The sequence below is a fragment of the Photobacterium makurazakiensis genome (genome assembly GCF_050336715.1).
GTDB classification, from domain to species: Bacteria; Pseudomonadota; Gammaproteobacteria; order Enterobacterales; family Vibrionaceae; genus Photobacterium; species Photobacterium makurazakiensis.
Genome location: NZ_JAKJSJ010000017.1, coordinates 72,086 through 89,028, shown reverse-complemented (window position 1 = coordinate 89,028; position 16,943 = coordinate 72,086). Strand labels below are relative to the sequence as shown.

Genomic DNA, 16,943 nt, shown 5'->3' with positions numbered 1-16,943 from the left:
ATTCTTGTAGCGCAAATACAACACACTACTTTAAATGCTGTTTCAGATCATAAAGTGGTACCATTTCTATCGTTCTACTGCCTCTTTTTAGGTAAATTTAAACCCAATTAATATGTAAGAATAGTTTTCAAAGTTACATATTTTTTCTTTTTATTTTACTTGTGGTTTAAGAGGATTTTTTCCATGTTGGAACTATTAATTGGCTTAGCAGTAACTGTTGCTGTTGGCTACTTCATTATCAAAGGGTACAAAGCTGCAGGGGTATTGCTAACAGCAGGTATCCTATTGCTATTGATCACTGGTGTGATGGGTATGAAAGTACTGCCTGACAGCATCAACTCGACTGGTAACTTTGTTACAGACTCACTGGAATATGTGAAGTACATGCTTCAGTACCGTGGGGGCGGCCTAGGTCTACAAATCATGCTACTTTGTGGTTTTGCCTCTTACATGACGCACATCGGCGCCAACAATGTGGTCGTTAAGCAATTCTCTAAACCACTTTCTTTCATCAAATCACCCTATGTTCTACTTGTTGCGGCTTATATCGTGGCATGTTTAATGTCGCTAGCGGTTAGTTCAGCAACAGGCCTTGGTGTACTTTTGATGGCAACCCTGTTCCCAATGATGACAGCAATGGGTATCTCTCGCCCTGCTGCGGTTGCAATCTGTGCATCACCTGCAGCAATCATTCTGTCACCAACATCGGGTGACGTGATTGTTGCAGCAGAAAAGTCAGGCTTACCACTTCATGTCTTTGCAGTAGAAACCGTATTGCCTGTTTCAATCTGTGCAATCATCGTAATGGCAGCGGCGGCATTCTTCTGGAATAAATACCTTGATAAGAAAGAAAATATCAAAATGGAAAAAGTTGATATTTCTGAAATCGAAGTAAAAGCACCAGCCTACTACGCAATTCTGCCATTCATGCCTATCTTTGGTGTATTCCTATTTAACGGCAGCACCATTGAGGGGCTAACGCTAGACATCTATACCATCGTAGTACTCTCTATCACCATTGGTGCTCTCGTTGATTTCGTTACTAAGCGATTCAAGGGTAAAGAAACACTAGAAGATCTAGAAGCATGTTACCAAGGCATGGCAGAAGCATTCAAAGGCGTTGTAATGCTTCTTGTTGCTGCGGGTGTGTTTGCACAGGGCCTTATGTCTATCGGTGCAATCGACAACCTAATCGGCCTTGCTGAAGCTGCTGGTGCTGGTGGTTTCGCCCTTATGCTACTGTTAACAGGCCTAACCGTTGCTGCTGCTATCGCAACAGGTTCTGGTAACGCACCTTTCTACGCTTTCGTAGAACTTGCCCCTGCACTAGCAGGTAAGATGGGCCTAAGCCCTGCTTTCCTTATTATACCAATGCTTCAGGCTTCCAACTTAGGCCGTACAATTTCTCCAGTTTCTGGCGTTATCGTTGCGACCTCTGGTATGGGTAACGTTAACCCGTTTGAAGTGGTTAAGCGTACTTCTGTACCGGTAATCTGTGGCCTGATCACCGTTATTATTGGTACTGTTGTGCTGGTACCAATGTACGCATAACACAAGCTTACGTTACCGCAGTGCCATTTAGATACACATTAAGAGGCAAAATCATACAACAAAGCCCGCAGCTTATGCGGGCTTTGTTAATTACTTGATTATTAGTTAGCAACCGTCTATTGCTAAAAACAGCTTCATACTTGTATATAATGGCTCATCGTCTTCAGGTACTGAACTGTAAGCCTCGTTCTCTGCAAGTAGATAACAACCACCATCTATTGTTTCTTGGTAATTATTTTCTTTTAGGCCATAAACAACTGATATTCCATCCTCCGAGTCATAGCCATATAAATCAGAATTCCATACCGCATCAAGCGAACTCAGCCTTGCTATTGGTAAGCCATCAATAAGATTAACTGACTCCCCTTCAATATTAATTTCAGCGTGCCCTTTCTCGATACCTTCAATAGCAGCCTTTCCAAAGATAATAGCATTAGCACCTTGCAACGCACCTTTAGCACCACTTAATGTAGCAACCCTTGCTTCTGATTGGATATTTAAAAACTTAGGTGCTGCTGTTACTGCAAGTATGCTCAGTACGACAATAACAACTACAAGCTCAATTAGAGTGAAACCTTTATTTTTCATTATTTATACTCTTTTTTGATAAATGGCTAATTCAAGTATTAGCTTTATCTCTAATGCGTAATCACCATCAAAGCCTATTTCAACACATGGAATATCTTGCGACTTATCTAACAGTCGATTGCTTACAATGCTTTATCTAGCATAATCACTGCCTATCATTTTTTGTTTAGACGGATTAATGGTACGCCATACCGCAGTTACAGACAAGCATTCTGTAACTGCAAAGGCGTTAGTATTCACGACGATACTTGAAGGTGTAGGGTAATAGGGTAATAGGGTAATAGGGTAATAGGGTAAATTTTACTTACTCACTAAAAACACAAACATTACAGCAGAAAAAATTCATGCCGTGGTTTCAATGGTTGATGAGATAGCAGAGATTGCCACTCAAATTGCAACAGCAACAGAGGATCTAGGGACGGTATCGGTTGAAATCAGTAATAATGTACACCAGATTTCTTTTTCATTTAGCCAGCACTTAGATCAGATAGAAGCCATGGAGCAAGCTGCCAATTCGTTGAAACCAAAATTACGATGTTAGAAGGACTAAATAAGTCATTTGGCAAAAAATGAAAAAAATTCGTATAAAACAAGGGGCGGAACCTTGTTTTTACATGAATTTAACCTAGAAGCAGAATTTATCGTCTATATTCGCCTATTAGCTTATATAACAAAAAAATGACGCCTATGCCCCACACTGAAAAAAGTGAACCGCAAACTATCTCATTGCAAACCTTGCGTTTTTCTGGGTCTGACTTAGCGGTTATAAACACCATCAATGGTGCTAAAAGCCAGCTGCGAGTAAAAGAAGCGGAGCTATTAAAACTACTTTGTCAGAAGTATCCGCATGTCGCATTACGAAAAGACCTTGCTGAAAGCATTTGGGCTGGAACGTATGTTTCTGATTTCACTATAAACCAAACCGTTAATGGCCTTCGTTCGAAGCTCTTTGATTTGGGTAAAAGCTTAATTATTACCGTGCCTAAACGCGGTTATAAACTCACCACCGAACCACAGTATGGTGAAACAGATAGCCCTGTTATTCCCCTTGCGGCTGACGATAACAAACAAAAGCCCGGAATTTTGTTGCACTCAAATTCTGAGTCAGTTGATACTGGTGCTGCCCAAAACACCAGCCAACCCACAGCCAACCTAATTCGCTCACCATGGCTATATGTTACAGCGTTTGTAGTCAGTGTATTTATTGTCACTCTTGCTCATTGGATTATTCCTGAAACGCCTGCTAGCTATATTGACCGAACAACGGTCTTGTTTATACCTACAGACGAAGAGCTTCCTTTCATTGAGAAAGCCATTGAATCAGAAAACTATCATTACATTGATAAAGTCAAAGAGACGTTGTATGGCTGTAAGGAGGACGAGACATGCATAAAGATCGCACCGTAGTTTTAACCTTTTTTATTGCCGTATTATTGTTTACTGGCGCACTTTTTTACATTAAAGATCGCATTATGCCGACATTTTCCAACTATCAAGGAATGTGGTATACCGAAACAGAAAATAGTGTGCGTTTTTATATTGATTTCGATGGCAACCATTTAGCTGTTTATGGGCAAGATAAAGATGCGCAAAAGTTCGATGTGCAATATTTAAGTCATTACCAAAAGGATGTTGATGGGCGTATTATTATTCGCCAGATTGATGCAAATGCTGACGATCCTGAGTTAAAAGCCAAACTCGATTTAAACACCAATGTGATCAGTTCAATTCGGTTACTGATTGAAGACGATGTACTCATTGCCAGCTTCTATAATGGCCACCAGCTCAAAGTCTACCGACTAAAACCTGTGCAGTAATGAGTTAACATACGTCTTTCCTCGTTTCTATTGATAACGGCTGTCTCTATATCAGCCGTTATCATCTTTGTTTAAAGCATTAATCAAACACTTCTTCTACGAAATCCTCTCGACGCTCCTCACGGCGGTCTTCACGACGTTCCTCTTTCCGTTCATCTTGTCGGTCGTCTCTGCGATCTTCCCTTCGGTCTTCACGACGTTCTTCTACACGCTCTTCATGCCACTCTTCTATATCAGCGTATGACACCGGTGAAAAACATAACGCAGAAACAAGGCCTACAGCCCAATGCACTTTTTTATTCATATTCGCCACTACCTACCTTCACTTTAAATAACACCCACAATGCATAATTGCTTATCAGCAAATCAGCATTGATATGAGTGGTACGAATCTTGAAATGAATAGTCGCGAATGGGCTGCATCTTAGCTAATTCAATATTTATTTTTTATACTTTTAAAAATAAATATGCAGTAACCCATTGTTAGGAAAGTAAATAATTAAGATGTAAAAAAAGAGGCTTAAGCCTCTTTTTTGTATGTAGACATTGTTTCTCTGAGGTAATAGCCATCACCAGTACCACGGCTCACTAAATCAACAGACTCAATAACATGAATCACTAGCGTTGAGTGCAGTAAAACCATCGCAATAGCACTAAGCGTAAACTGCTTAAATTTTATGTATGTAGACTCTGGAATACGGCCTGTCTTAACTAAGTAAATCAAGACAACCCATTTGAGTAACGAAAAAATTGTGTACATGACTCTCACTCAAATTTAAAAGTTATGACTATCCATTCGTATTCAAATTTAGCTCAACGTTACCGTCCCCTGAGCTATAAGCTATCTCGCCTTTTTCACCGAAGTAAGAATAAGTACATGTTTTGCTTCTTCGTTTATATTTAGTAAGCAACTCGTTATTATCCGCGTTACGCCTAACTGCTTCAGTACCCTCTATCAATGTATTCCAAATGTTAACGCACTCACGTTTATTTTTCGCAAACGGATAATCGTATCGATTTTTCTTATGAACAAACTGTAAGGTACTGCCATTAATAGTTAAAGTACTCGGCTCTCCCTCTAGCTTGTGTTTGCCATATATTATCGCTAGCGAACTTTCAAACGCACTTTTCATACCATGAAGAGCCGACTCATGTGCATCATCATCCAAATCTAAAAATCGTGGTGCAGCTGTAACAGCCAATATCCCAACGAGCACCACAACAATCACCAACTCTATTAATGTAAAACCTGCGTGATTTTTCATACGACTCTTACTGCTTTAGAGGAATGTTCATCCATGAAGGTGAACACATTGTAAAGCAATATACCGCTATCACTCAAGGCGATAAACATTTATACAGAATATTAATAAGGAAATAAGAATATTACATCTGTAATAACAAGCATTTGTTCGCCCTTACTGGTTAACATAACGGCGTTACTAGCCGGTCCTAACACTCCCCTCAAAATCAGTAAAATTTAAACATGGCAATAACCATATCATTTTTATTGATACCACTGCATCATCTATGACATAATGCAGTCCTTCTTGATGTTTAATACTTATCAAGAAATCTACGTTTACCGTCGTACCCTTTTTGTACGACGGTTTTTTTTGCCTTATGAAAACCAATTCAAGACAAACCAGCTTCACCCATATAGACACAACATCAATCAGAACTAACATTTGCGGGTTAACTTCAATACCGCGCGGCTACTTAATCGCACGTTATCCATACAGAAAGCATGGATTAAAACCAAGTATCAATAACTTATAGTCTAATTTCGTCCAACCAGTCTTAAGAAAATCATCAAAAAACAGAAATTGATGTAATACCGCGTGAACATGTTAAACTTCCTTCCCTTTTAAAGCCCTATACTACATTTAGCGTTACGACGATAAGTGCCAATAGAACCAATTGCTGGCAGGGTTTAAGTACATTTACAGCTACTAAATGGGGCATTCGAATGCAAGACAAGCCCATTGAATATGACCAATACTGAGCCTGTTGTAATTCGCTCCTTATTAAAGAATAAGACCGTTTGCATATAGATAAATGTCCCTATATGCCCCTAATTTAAATTAGTTTAATGTAAGAAGATGATTACAAACAAAATTAACGAATATCCAAAGTACTGGGCAGAATGCTACGGTGTAGCACCATTTTTGCCAACATCTCGTGCGGAGATGGATGCGCTCGGCTGGGACAGTTGCGATATTATTATCGTGACTGGTGATGCCTATGTTGACCACCCAAGCTTTGGTATGGCGGTTATTGGCCGCTTGCTAGAGTCTCAAGGCTTCCGTGTCGGTATCATCGCTCAACCAGAATGGAATAACAAAGACGCTTTCATGGCCCTAGGCCAGCCAAACCTATTCTTTGGTATTACCGCTGGTAACATGGACTCCATGATCAACCGCTATACCGCGGACAGAAAGCTTCGCCATGATGATGCTTACACGCCAAATAATGAAGGCGGAAAACGCCCAGATCGTGCCGTATTAGTGTATTCGCAACGTTGCCGCGAAGCTTATAAAGAAACACCTATTGTGCTTGGTGGTATCGAGGCGAGCCTACGTCGCTTAACACACTATGACTACTGGTCAGACAAAGTGCGTCGCTCTGTTATTGTTGATGCCAAGGCAGATATTCTACTTTTTGGTAATGCTGAACGTGCATTAGTCGAAGTTGCGCATCGCCTCGCTAAAGGCGATTCAGTTGATGAAATGAAAAACATTGCCGGCACCGCTGTAATGTTAAAAGAAATCCCTGAGCGTTTTCGCGAGATTGACTCTTCACGTATCGAAAAACCGGGCCGTGCAATGCCAATGCCGAACCCATACGCAACAGAAGAAGAGTGCAAAACCAAGCAAAGTGGCGATGCAAAGGCTGAGCCAGCAGCTAAGCCAATCATAGTAACGGCTTCTCGTCATGATCCGAAGAACTCAGTTGTTCGCTTACCATCATACGAAAAGCTGCGTAACGATCGTATTCTTTACGCACATGCTAGCCGTGTTATGCACCTTGAAGCTAATCCATACTCGGCTCGTGCATTAGTACAAAAACACGGTGATCGTGAATTATGGGTAAATACGCCGCCAATCCCGCTAACCACGGAAGAAATGGATTTCGTGTTTGGTTTACCTTTTGCGCGTGTACCACACCCTTCTTATGGTAAAGCAAAAATTCCTGCTTACGATATGATCAAAACGTCGATCAATATCATGCGGGGTTGTTTTGGCGGGTGTAGCTTCTGTTCAATCACAGAGCATGAAGGCCGTATCATTCAAAACCGCTCTGAAGACTCGATAATCAGCGAAATGGAAGACATTCGCGATAAAGTCCCAGGTTTTACGGGTACAATTTCTGATTTAGGTGGCCCAACTGCGAACATGTATCGCTTAGGATGTTCTGATCCTAAAGCTGAAATAAACTGCCGTCGCCCATCGTGCGTATTTCCAAAAATTTGTGAAAAGCTAAATACTGACCACAAACATACCATTGACTTATACCGCAGAGCGCGCCAAGTAAAAGGTGTCAAAAAAGTAATGATCGCTTCTGGTGTTCGTTACGATTTAGCAATTGAGTCACCGGAATACGTTAAAGAGTTGGTTACTCACCACGTAGGTGGCTACCTTAAAATTGCACCTGAACATACTGAAAAAGGCACGCTTGATCTAATGATGAAGCCGGGTATGGGCTCGTACGATCGCTTTAAAAACCTATTTGAAAAATACAGTAAAGAAGCAGGTAAAAAACAATATCTGATCCCTTACTTTATTTCAGCTCACCCAGGCTCAACCAATGATGACATGCTTAACTTAGCATTGTGGCTGAAGAAGAATGACTTTGAGTGTGATCAAGTTCAGAATTTCTATCCATCTCCAATGTGTAATGCAACATCAATGTATCACTCAGAAACAAACCCACTTAAGCGTGTTAAGTACAAAAAACGCGAAGAGTTATTTGTTGCAAAAGGTGAACGTCAACGCCGTGTACATAAGGCGTTATTACGCTACCACGATCCATTAAACTGGCCATTGATCCGCGAAACACTGATCAATATGGGTAAAAAACACCTTATTGGTAATCGCGATAATTGCTTAGTGCCAGAAGAAGGTTCAGAGCAAGAGGATCAGTTGACGCCAGCACAACGCCGTCAATCGGGTCGCCATGGTGCGAAACGATTTGCAACCAAACACCCTAACCAGCCAGACATCCGTAAGGACGGTAAACGTGGTAATCAATCACGTAACGGCAACGGCAACGGCAACGGCAACGGCAACGCAAATGGTAGTAAACGTGGTGGCCAAAATGCTAAAAACGGAAATGGTGGCAACCAAAGCCAATCAGGTGGTAATGGTCGTCCATCGCAGCGACAAGGCGAGCAATCGCAAGGGCAACGCAAGTCACCCAATGGCGGCTCTCGTCCAAATCGCAATGGCTCGCAAGGCAGTAAACCTAACCGCTCACGGGCGCGTTAAGCGTTAAAACCCAATAGGCTCGCATCATGCGAGCCTATTACTATCAATATCAATTAAATTATCGATATTGCTAATCAAAACATTTAAGCCGTTATTCTCAGCGTATTAGTTCCGATCCCATAAAAAACACAATTGCAGCAAGAACCAGTACACCAAATCCAATCAGCACTTTCTTTTGAGCATTTTCATCAAGGTATTTGGTTGCTAATGCCCCTAGCAATAACAAAACAATGATTACGCTTAGCTTTAACATAGTAATACCAACAATATTGACTGCAATAGTAAAACAATAACATAGCTATTGATGGCATATCGTTATCAATATCAACCAAATGGTAACCGATTGTATTTATGTTACCTGAAAGACCTCATCCACGTACCCAGCGCAACATTTTGGGGAATGTGGTGTTGCTATCGACATTCCGACATGTAGGCTCTACGGTCATACCAACATTTTGCAATAATGGCACTCCCAAAAACCGGCACTCACTCCAGCGCTCGAGTACTTGGTAGCAAGGTGCATTGGAAAATGAATACAATAATATATCAATACTCAATTCTAAATGGTGTATTGCCGCCCAACACCAAGCTAGTGCCATCATATTGTCATGGTTATCATTGCATTTGGCGCAACTTAGCCGAAAACGTTCTTCTTCAGGTGTAATTGCAATCAAAGCAGCCATGAACAAGATCTCGCCAGTTTTTACTTCCCTATTAGGCTGATGTTGGAAATAAATACGCCCAGCCTTAATCCAGCAATGGCTTTCAGTACTTGTTTCACCCTGTTTTTTTTCTATAATCGTTAAGCCTATATCCTGAATAAACTCCGTCACTATTGAAAAAGAATAGTAATGCTCTTCTAGATACACTTTTGTTCCAACTTCCTTTGTTTAACTAAAAGGGTTAATAACATTAAATTTCAAACATTGGATATGGTGCTAACTCTGGCACTATCATTTGTAATTCTTTTTCGTCTTCAGCTAAGTCTTTAATTGAATCACAAAGTTCATTAGCTTTATCTGCTACAGCACCTGACTGCTCATGAATTTGGTCTTGCAGTCGGCTTTTTAGCTCCGAAAATTTGGTCTGAAGTTCTGAAAAGTTAATTTCCCCGTTTTTCATTTCTTCAGACAACGCCGCAAATAAACTGCTTATCGACTCAAGGCTTATGTGTTGGAGTGCTTGTTCAAACTCTTGTTTCCAGTCACTGTCAGACACTTCAAAAATATGTGCTGGCATAACAAACTCATCGTCCTGATAGAACTTTTGCCGTGCTTTATCACTGTATTCTTGTATTAGGCTTTCGACATTTTCAAACGATGCTTGTGAATCAAAGCTCGCCGAAATTTCCTGTAAAATACCATTTGCCACATCGGCACCATCATCTGCAATATCAGCCATCTGAGGTAAGTAATGCTGAACATTTTTACTATAGACTTCCAAGGCTTGCTGCTGGAGTTCCGATAGTTCAATTTTCTCACCATTAATAAACAGTTGATATTGTTCATCAATCATCATCTTTGGCACGCCATCTTGATAGACAGATACCTGTTCGCTGCTAATGTGAATATCATTCGGTACCGCCACTGGGCACGTTTTAGCTGCGAGTCCAAAGGAAGTAACCAGTAAAGGAATCGCAATTACAATGATTCTCATAGCCAATCTCTTTATTGATGATTTTTATTGCCATACTTTCACATTTTTTGTGTTCAACAACAAGCTTCAGCCTCTCTGTTAGAGAAGTCATTTGCCATTAAATAGGTACTTTGATGTGTCAAAATATTAACGATGAATATTTAATGTTGATAATAATGCTACTGAACTCTCTTTTACGTTGATTTGAGTAAAAAACGACCGTTCCGACACGTTTAAGTGGCAGACTCTCCTATACGGCAAGGCGGCTCTAATACCGGTTTATCGCCGTCGATGAATAATATAAACTCCAGTTCAAATACTAAGTAAATACCATTGAAACACGCCTTGTGGTAATTTGGGTATATACTACCGTTGTCATTCATCAAGTTAGGTTAGCTGTGGAAAAAGTCGCTATTTTTGTTGATGTTCAAAACATCTATTACACCGTTAAAGACACCTACGGTTGTAACTTTGATTACAATGCATTCTGGGCTGAAGCTACCCAAGGGCGGGAAGTCGTTGCTGCCTACGCTTACGCAATTCATCGTGGTGATGAAAAACAGCGTCAATTTCAAAATATACTCCGTGGTATCGGCTTTGACGTAAAACTCAAACCCTTTATTCAACGTAGTGATGGCTCGGCAAAAGGTGACTGGGATGTAGGCATTACACTTGATGTTATTGAGCATGCACAAGATGCCGATCGTGTGATCCTACTTTCAGGTGATGGTGACTTTGATTTACTGGTCGACAAAGTACAATCTAAATACGGTAAAGATGTAGAAATCTATGGCGTACCGGGACTAACCGCAACGTCACTCATTAATACAGCACGTTTCTTCCGTGAGATTGAAGAAACCCTATTGCTCGGACAAATCCGTAAATAGTGGTCTCCTATATTCAATAATAAAAAAGGAATTAGCCATTTGGCTGATTCCTTTTTTATTCATCACTCTGTTAGCTCGAGCTTTAACTCTTTCAATGCACCAAACATCATTTTAATCGGGACTATCACAAAATAGATAGAAGCGATAACGACCATCGCAGGATCAGCATATGCTGCATACTGTGCATGTCCTACAACCACTAATAACGACGCGACAACAAAGCCAACCATCACTGCCCCACTAATCACAGTGTCCATCAGCCACTGCTTTGATTCCGCATCCACCAGCGCAGAGTTTGCACGTTTGCCGTACTTCTTTAATACCCAGTATGATGCACAGCACCCAATGACATTGATGACACCAAACAGTAAAGCCAAGCCTGTATTCACCTCACGGCCACCACTCATAATAGCCAGTACCGCAGAATAAAATGACACGACACACATGAGTGTTATGACTAACCCCTTAAATGCGATTACGGCGGGTTCGATAAATGCAGCGTCACGTTTGGCATTTTTACGTACAGGAGAGTGTATATAAGACGCTGCTATCAACGAAATAATGGTCAATGACAAACTAATAAATGAGTATGCGCCATCAAATACAATAACAAGTGAATTCATCCATAAACCCAACCCGATCCCAAGTAAGGCAAAAATAAACGCAGACACGGTAGAGAACTGTAATAATTTCCGCTCTAAAGATACAACGGTATGCTTTGTCATTTTAAACCGACAGGTTGTTCGTCTGCCGCCTCTTTCTTAATTACTTTATATTGCATACTACTGGGTATTACCGCATGATTAAAATCACTCAGCGACGTAATTTTCGTCGCTCAATCTAGCTACTGCTTTTACGACATAAATAACGGGTATAACTGGTATCACAATAACGTTTGAGGTCTAAATATGAAAATAACCCAGATTGAGATGTTCCTGGAAGCAAGTGTTTCAAACTCAATATCAGAAGCAAGTAGAAAGTTAGGTAAAAGCCGGACAACAGTTAGCTCTACCATTAACTCTCTTGAAGATACGTTAGGCGTTGAACTCTTTAAGCGATCTGGCAACCATGTTGAACTAACGCCTATCGGCGAAGCGATTAAAAATGACTGTGAACGTATGATGATGATTGCTGGCGATATCAATGCAAAATGCCAGCAACATTTGGGGGGGGTAGAATCCGCTTTAAGGATCGCTCGTGATGATGCCCTGCCAGAATCATTCTGGCGTCAACTTGTTCATAAAATGAGTTCAGAATTTCCCAATACCAGCGTCTCTGTTTATGTTGCGCCACCGCCTGAGCTTGACGGCATGGTTGAAGAAAACAAAGTAGACGTGGCATTTTGTTTGTTACCCCAAGCAGAAAGCCTATCAAAGAACCATTATTTAAAATTAGGACAGATACGGATGATGTCTGTCGCTCACGCGAATCACCCTTTATGTCAGCTCAGCAACGTTGTTAGTTCTGATTTAGAGCGGTACACGGAGTTTGCGTTATCCGCTTTTGATGATGAAGGGCTAAAAGCCGTTTCACCAGCGTCAAATAATTATATTGCCTTACCGTTCTATGAACATTTAAGGGATGCGGTATTAGATGGAAATGGTTGGTCAATCGTCCCTTCAGTGTTAATTAATACATCATTACGTGACGGCACGGTCAAGGTGCTCAATCATTATCAATCAATGCGGCTGCAGCCCTACGGCGTCATACACACAAGCAACAGCCAACAAGGCGCATTAACGTATTGGCTATCCGAAAAGATTGAACACTACCTAACTGACCATATGCCCAAGTAAACCCTCCCCCTAGACATGCCTTGATATTGCTAATTGCTAATTGCTCAAAGGGGTAACCTTGAGGTGCTACTGCACCTTCATTCTCATAAGACTGTTTCATTAATGAACCATCAAAAAAGCCGAAATGCTTCCTATACTCTCACCAGTATAAAAATAATTTCTTATTTATTAGGGAATAGTAAGGGAATCATAGTTATGATGAAAAAACTGGTCGCAGAATTTATCGGCACATTTTGGTTAGTGCTTGGTGGCTGTGGTAGTGCAGTACTGGCTGCGGCATTTCCTGATGTCGGAATTGGCCTGCTGGGTGTTTCACTTGCCTTCGGTTTAACTGTTGTCACCATGGCGTATGCCATTGGGCATATTTCAGGGTGCCACCTAAACCCGGCAGTTACTGTTGGTTTATGCTCTGGTGGGCGCTTTCCTGTAAGCGAAGTTGTCCCTTACATATTATCGCAAGTACTTGGGGCGATAGCAGGCGCTTACATTCTTTATACCATAGCCAGCGGCCAAGCTGGGTTTGATCTAGCTGGCGGCCTCGCGTCAAATGGCTATGGTGATCATTCACCCGGTGGCTACACAATGGTGTCTGGGTTTATTACAGAGTTTGTCATGACGTTTATGTTTCTCATCGTCATTCTTGGTGCTACCCACAAATTAGCAACACCCGCCATGGCAGGCCTTGCGATTGGTTTAGCCCTCGTACTCATTCACCTTATTAGTATCCCGGTTACAAATACTTCGGTAAATCCAGCCCGTAGTACTGGCCCCGCCCTACTCGTTGGCGATTGGGCACTCGCTCAGTTATGGCTATTCTGGCTTGCGCCAATACTTGGGGCGTTTGTCGCAGGGATTGTTTACCGCTGGCTGAGCCCTAACGAAGAATAATACCGAAAAAAAGCGGGAGAAGCACAAGCTCCTCCCGCTATACACGCAAGCTAAATATAATGCTAAATGGCTTTAGTCACTTGCAATAATACCTGTACAGGGTGCTTCATTTTAATGTGCTCAAAACGTTTAACTTGGCTTCGACACGAATAGCCCGTTGCCATGCAGCGTTCTGGGTCAAGTTGCTCAAGGTTTGGTTGCCAACTCAAGTCATATACGCCGCGTGATGTTTCAAGTTTGTCTTTCTCATGCCCGAATGTACCCGCCATGCCACAACAGCCAACGGCTATCGATTTAAGGCTTGTACCAAAGTGGTCAAATATTGCCCCCCACTCTTTTTCAGCATTAGGCAACATGGTTTTCTCGGTACAGTGGGCGAATAGATACCAACTGTCTCCATTGCGATTAGGGTAAACCGGTAATGAGGGTAACAATGGCAGCAACCATTCATGCGCTGTCAGCACCTGAAAATCGCCACGATTATCGGCTAGCACTTCGTTATATTCATCTCGGTAACAAAGTACCAAGGCAGGATCGACACCTACCATTGGGATCTCAAGTTCTGCCAGTTGATTTAAAAACTCCGCAGTGTTCGCTGCTGTTTTGGCAAACTGACGCAAAAAACCTTTTACATGCTGTGCTTTACCATTGGGCTTAAATGGCACAATCATCGGCTTTTTACCAATCTTGTCACACAACTCAACGAAGTCTTTCACCACATCGGCATCATAGAAACTGGTAAACGGGTCTTGGATGATCAATACATACTGCTCACGCTCTTGCTTTGATAACGCTTGCAGCCACTGTAAATCAAACCGTGTAGCATGGTGACCATCAAGCCCTTCCATTAATGTAGGTACTGAAAGTGCAGGCATATCAACATAACCTATCGACTTCTCGGTCAGCTTTTTCGACCAGGCAGGCCGCATCATGGCATTAAATGCCACAGGGGCTTTTGCCATTAATGGCAAATAGTTTTCAACATAAGCAACCAGATAGTCTTTCGCCGGTCTTTGATAACGACTGTAATATACGTTCATAAACCGAGAGCGGAAACTTGGTACATCGACTTTTATCGGGCATTGGCTCGCACATGCCTTGCAAGCCAAACAGCCATTCATCGCTTCCATAACTTCATGCGAGAAGTCATAGTCTTTACGTTTCGATCCAAAGGTATTTCGCCAACGATCAATGATCTGCTTAACAGTGGGCGAACATGCCATAAGATCGTTTTCTATTGCCACCGGATCAACACCTTGATCGGCCAGCAACCTCAACCATTCACGAACCAGGCCAGCTCGACCTTTTGGTGAATGACGACGATCCGCTGTGATCTTCATCGATGGGCACATTGGTGAGCTTGTGTCATAGTTGAAACACAAACCATTACCGTTACATTCCATCGCTTGCTTGAAGCTATCACGTACCTTTACTGGAATTTGACGATCATAAAACCCACGCTTGACACCATTTACTTTCACTAATTCAGCTTGGCTGTCTAATGGCGTACAAATCTTTCCTGGATTCATGCGGTTATTGGGATCAAATGCCGCTTTTACGCGTCTTAATTCAGTGAAAAGCGCTTCACCAAAAAATTCTGGGCCGTATTCAGAACGGTAACCCTTACCGTGTTCGCCCCACATCAAACCACCGTACTTTGCCACCAACGCAACAACCTGATCGGAAATCGACTTCATCAGGCGCTCTTGCTCAGGATCGCATAAGTCTAATGCTGGACGTACATGTAAAACGCCAGCATCGACATGGCCAAACATGCCGTAATCCAAATAATTATCATCGAGCAACTGACGGAACTCAGCAATAAAGTCAGCAAGGTTTTCCGGTGGTACACACGTATCTTCAGCAAAAGGAACAGGTTTTTTGCGCCCTTTAGCCGCCCCCAATAATCCAACAGCTTTCTTTCGCATACCGTAGATTTTTTGGATACTCGCTAACTCATTACACACCTGATAGCCAATAATGCCGCTCTGTTGTCTCTCCATCAAGGCATCTAATTGATGACAAAGCGCTGTGACTAATTGCTCATTTTCTTGCAGGTCGTTACTGGCATACTCAACAATGTTGATACCCAGCATTTCTTTGCCAGGTACATCTTCGATAAGGTCACTCACGGTATGCCAAACAATATCTTGTTTAGCTAAATTCAACACGCGGGAGTCGACCGTTTCAACCGAAAGCGCTTTAGCTTCGACCATCATTGACGCGTTACGAAGTGCAGAATCAAAACTATCGTACTTAATATTAACGAGCGTACGAGACTTTGGAATTGGCGTAATATTCAGTTTCGCTTCTGAAATAAACGCAAGTGACCCTTCAGCACCACACAAGAGGCGGGCAATATCGAATTGAGTTACCGTTTCATCGAAGCCATTTTTTAAATCATAACCTGTTAAAAACCGGTTCAGTGGCGGGAATTTATCAACAATCTGCTGCCTGTTTTCACGACAAACCTGCTCGGCAACTTTAAGTGCCTTAGTAGCAAGATCATCGCTCTGAGCTAAGGCTTGAATTTCGGTCGAAGACAGTGTTTCAGTATCGAGTACTGAACCATCAACCAAAATAGCCTTGAGTGATAAAACATGATCAGAGGTTTTACCGTACTTTAATGAGCCCTGCCCAGAAGCATCTGTATTGATCATTCCACCGACGGTAGCGCGGTTACTGGTCGATAAGTCAGGCGAAAAGAAAAACCCATGTGGCCGAAGTGCATCGTTTAGTTGATCTTTAATAACGCCGGTTTGAACACGAACCCAACCTTCTTCAGGGTTAACTTCGAGAATTTCATTCATATGGCGGGAGATATCAACCACAACTCCCGGCGTTAATGATTGACCATTCGTGCCAGTACCGCCTCCTCGGGCAGAAAATGCAATAGTCGTAAATGCTTCTGATTGGGCAACTTGCCCCAACACAATCAGATCAGCATTATTACGAGGAAAAACGACCGCCTGTGGAAGTTGTTGATAAACGCTATTATCAGTTGCGACTGCAAGGCGACTGGCATAACTGTGTTCGATATCTCCACGAAAGCCAGCTTGTTCTAACTCTTGAAGATAAGACAGTACAGAAGACTCGATACTGTCTTGATGTGTCAGTGCAGGTAACATTGCTCTCCTTGTCCAGTATACCGTCGTATCCTACGACTACTGGCCTCTCTATATAATTTGCCTTTCTCCACTTTACCTTACCGCTAAAATTAAAAAAAGCATGTTGCTATACCAAGTTACCTTTAGCACAAAGGAAAGTATCTTGAGGGTGGCTTCTATACACGAG

The 16,943-nt window shown here is 42.0% G+C and carries 17 protein-coding genes; 8 read left to right on the top strand and 9 right to left on the bottom strand.

The genetic code is table 11. From position 1 onward, the window contains the following. Nucleotides 1–183 precede the first annotated feature (183 nt). On the top strand, nt 184–1,551 hold the full coding sequence (dcuC, locus tag L4D09_RS08785) for an anaerobic C4-dicarboxylate transporter DcuC (protein WP_428457117.1): 1,368 nt from the start codon (nt 184–186) through the stop codon (nt 1,549–1,551). A 105-nt stretch (nt 1,552–1,656) separates the two neighbouring features. Here dcuC and L4D09_RS08780 read toward each other — a convergent pair whose 3' ends face one another. Next, nucleotides 1,657–2,139, bottom strand: coding sequence for a prepilin-type N-terminal cleavage/methylation domain-containing protein (locus tag L4D09_RS08780; protein WP_428457116.1), 483 nt, complete (start codon nt 2,137–2,139; stop codon nt 1,657–1,659). 358 nt (nt 2,140–2,497) lie between these two features. Between L4D09_RS08780 and L4D09_RS08775 the strand changes: the two genes are divergently transcribed. The 3 genes from L4D09_RS08775 to L4D09_RS08765 all read left to right on the top strand — a co-directional run bounded on the left by L4D09_RS08775 (nt 2,498) and on the right by L4D09_RS08765 (nt 3,956). Then, entirely contained in the window at nt 2,498–2,680 is a 183-nt protein-coding gene (locus L4D09_RS08775; protein ID WP_428457115.1) for a hypothetical protein, read from the top strand. A 146-nt stretch (nt 2,681–2,826) separates the two neighbouring features. Beyond that, entirely contained in the window at nt 2,827–3,546 is a 720-nt protein-coding gene (locus tag L4D09_RS08770) for a winged helix-turn-helix domain-containing protein (RefSeq protein ID WP_428457114.1), read from the top strand. Continuing rightward, a complete protein-coding gene (locus L4D09_RS08765; protein WP_428457113.1) occupies nt 3,525–3,956 on the top strand; it encodes a hypothetical protein in 432 nt (143 codons plus the stop codon). The genes L4D09_RS08770 and L4D09_RS08765 overlap by 22 nt, the downstream gene beginning before the upstream one ends. A gap of 79 nt (nt 3,957–4,035) precedes the next feature. Here L4D09_RS08765 and L4D09_RS08760 read toward each other — a convergent pair whose 3' ends face one another. The 3 genes from L4D09_RS08760 to L4D09_RS08750 all read right to left on the bottom strand — a co-directional run bounded on the left by L4D09_RS08760 (nt 4,036) and on the right by L4D09_RS08750 (nt 5,221). After that, nucleotides 4,036–4,260, bottom strand: a complete 225-nt coding sequence (locus L4D09_RS08760; RefSeq protein WP_428457112.1) for a hypothetical protein — start codon at nt 4,258–4,260, stop codon at nt 4,036–4,038. A 216-nt stretch (nt 4,261–4,476) separates the two neighbouring features. Next, nucleotides 4,477–4,716 (bottom strand): hypothetical protein, encoded by a 240-nt coding sequence (locus tag L4D09_RS08755; protein WP_428457111.1) that lies wholly within the window; start codon nt 4,714–4,716, stop codon nt 4,477–4,479. 28 nt (nt 4,717–4,744) lie between these two features. Next, nucleotides 4,745–5,221, bottom strand: a complete 477-nt coding sequence (locus tag L4D09_RS08750) for a prepilin-type N-terminal cleavage/methylation domain-containing protein (protein ID WP_428457110.1) — start codon at nt 5,219–5,221, stop codon at nt 4,745–4,747. A gap of 837 nt (nt 5,222–6,058) precedes the next feature. Between L4D09_RS08750 and L4D09_RS08745 the strand changes: the two genes are divergently transcribed. Next, nucleotides 6,059–8,443 carry a YgiQ family radical SAM protein gene (locus L4D09_RS08745; protein ID WP_428457109.1) on the top strand — a complete coding sequence of 795 codons (2,385 nt, stop codon included), beginning with the start codon at nt 6,059–6,061 and terminating at the stop codon, nt 8,441–8,443. Between the two features lie 97 nt (nt 8,444–8,540). Here the strand turns inward: L4D09_RS08745 and L4D09_RS08740 are convergent, their stop codons facing one another. From L4D09_RS08740 to L4D09_RS08730, 3 genes are all read right to left on the bottom strand, one after another. Then, on the bottom strand, nt 8,541–8,696 hold the full coding sequence (locus L4D09_RS08740; RefSeq protein ID WP_428457108.1) for a hypothetical protein: 156 nt from the start codon (nt 8,694–8,696) through the stop codon (nt 8,541–8,543). Nucleotides 8,697–8,811: 115 nt separating this feature from the next. After that, complete coding sequence (locus L4D09_RS08735) at nt 8,812–9,312, bottom strand: hypothetical protein (protein WP_428457107.1); 501 nt, start codon at nt 9,310–9,312, stop codon at nt 8,812–8,814. Nucleotides 9,313–9,355: 43 nt separating this feature from the next. Then, entirely contained in the window at nt 9,356–10,099 is a 744-nt protein-coding gene (locus tag L4D09_RS08730) for a YggN family protein (protein WP_428457106.1), read from the bottom strand. A gap of 377 nt (nt 10,100–10,476) precedes the next feature. Here L4D09_RS08730 and L4D09_RS08725 point away from each other — a divergent pair, with 377 nt between their 5' ends. Then, nucleotides 10,477–10,965 (top strand): LabA-like NYN domain-containing protein, encoded by a 489-nt coding sequence (locus L4D09_RS08725; protein WP_428457105.1) that lies wholly within the window; start codon nt 10,477–10,479, stop codon nt 10,963–10,965. Nucleotides 10,966–11,027: 62 nt separating this feature from the next. Here L4D09_RS08725 and L4D09_RS08720 read toward each other — a convergent pair whose 3' ends face one another. Then, the gene (locus L4D09_RS08720) at nt 11,028–11,690 is read right to left on the bottom strand and encodes a cation efflux transmembrane domain-containing protein (RefSeq protein WP_428457104.1); all 663 of its coding nucleotides are present in this window, start codon (nt 11,688–11,690) and stop codon (nt 11,028–11,030) included. Between the two features lie 183 nt (nt 11,691–11,873). Between L4D09_RS08720 and L4D09_RS08715 the strand changes: the two genes are divergently transcribed. Beyond that, nucleotides 11,874–12,761, top strand: a complete 888-nt coding sequence (locus L4D09_RS08715; RefSeq protein WP_428457103.1) for a LysR family transcriptional regulator — start codon at nt 11,874–11,876, stop codon at nt 12,759–12,761. Nucleotides 12,762–12,959: 198 nt separating this feature from the next. After that, nucleotides 12,960–13,649 carry an aquaporin Z gene (gene aqpZ, locus L4D09_RS08710; protein WP_428457146.1) on the top strand — a complete coding sequence of 230 codons (690 nt, stop codon included), beginning with the start codon at nt 12,960–12,962 and terminating at the stop codon, nt 13,647–13,649. Nucleotides 13,650–13,711: 62 nt separating this feature from the next. On the opposite strand, the gene ydiJ is transcribed toward aqpZ, so the two are convergent. Then, nucleotides 13,712–16,777 (bottom strand): D-2-hydroxyglutarate dehydrogenase YdiJ, encoded by a 3,066-nt coding sequence (gene ydiJ, locus L4D09_RS08705; protein WP_428457102.1) that lies wholly within the window; start codon nt 16,775–16,777, stop codon nt 13,712–13,714. Nucleotides 16,778–16,943 lie beyond the last annotated feature (166 nt).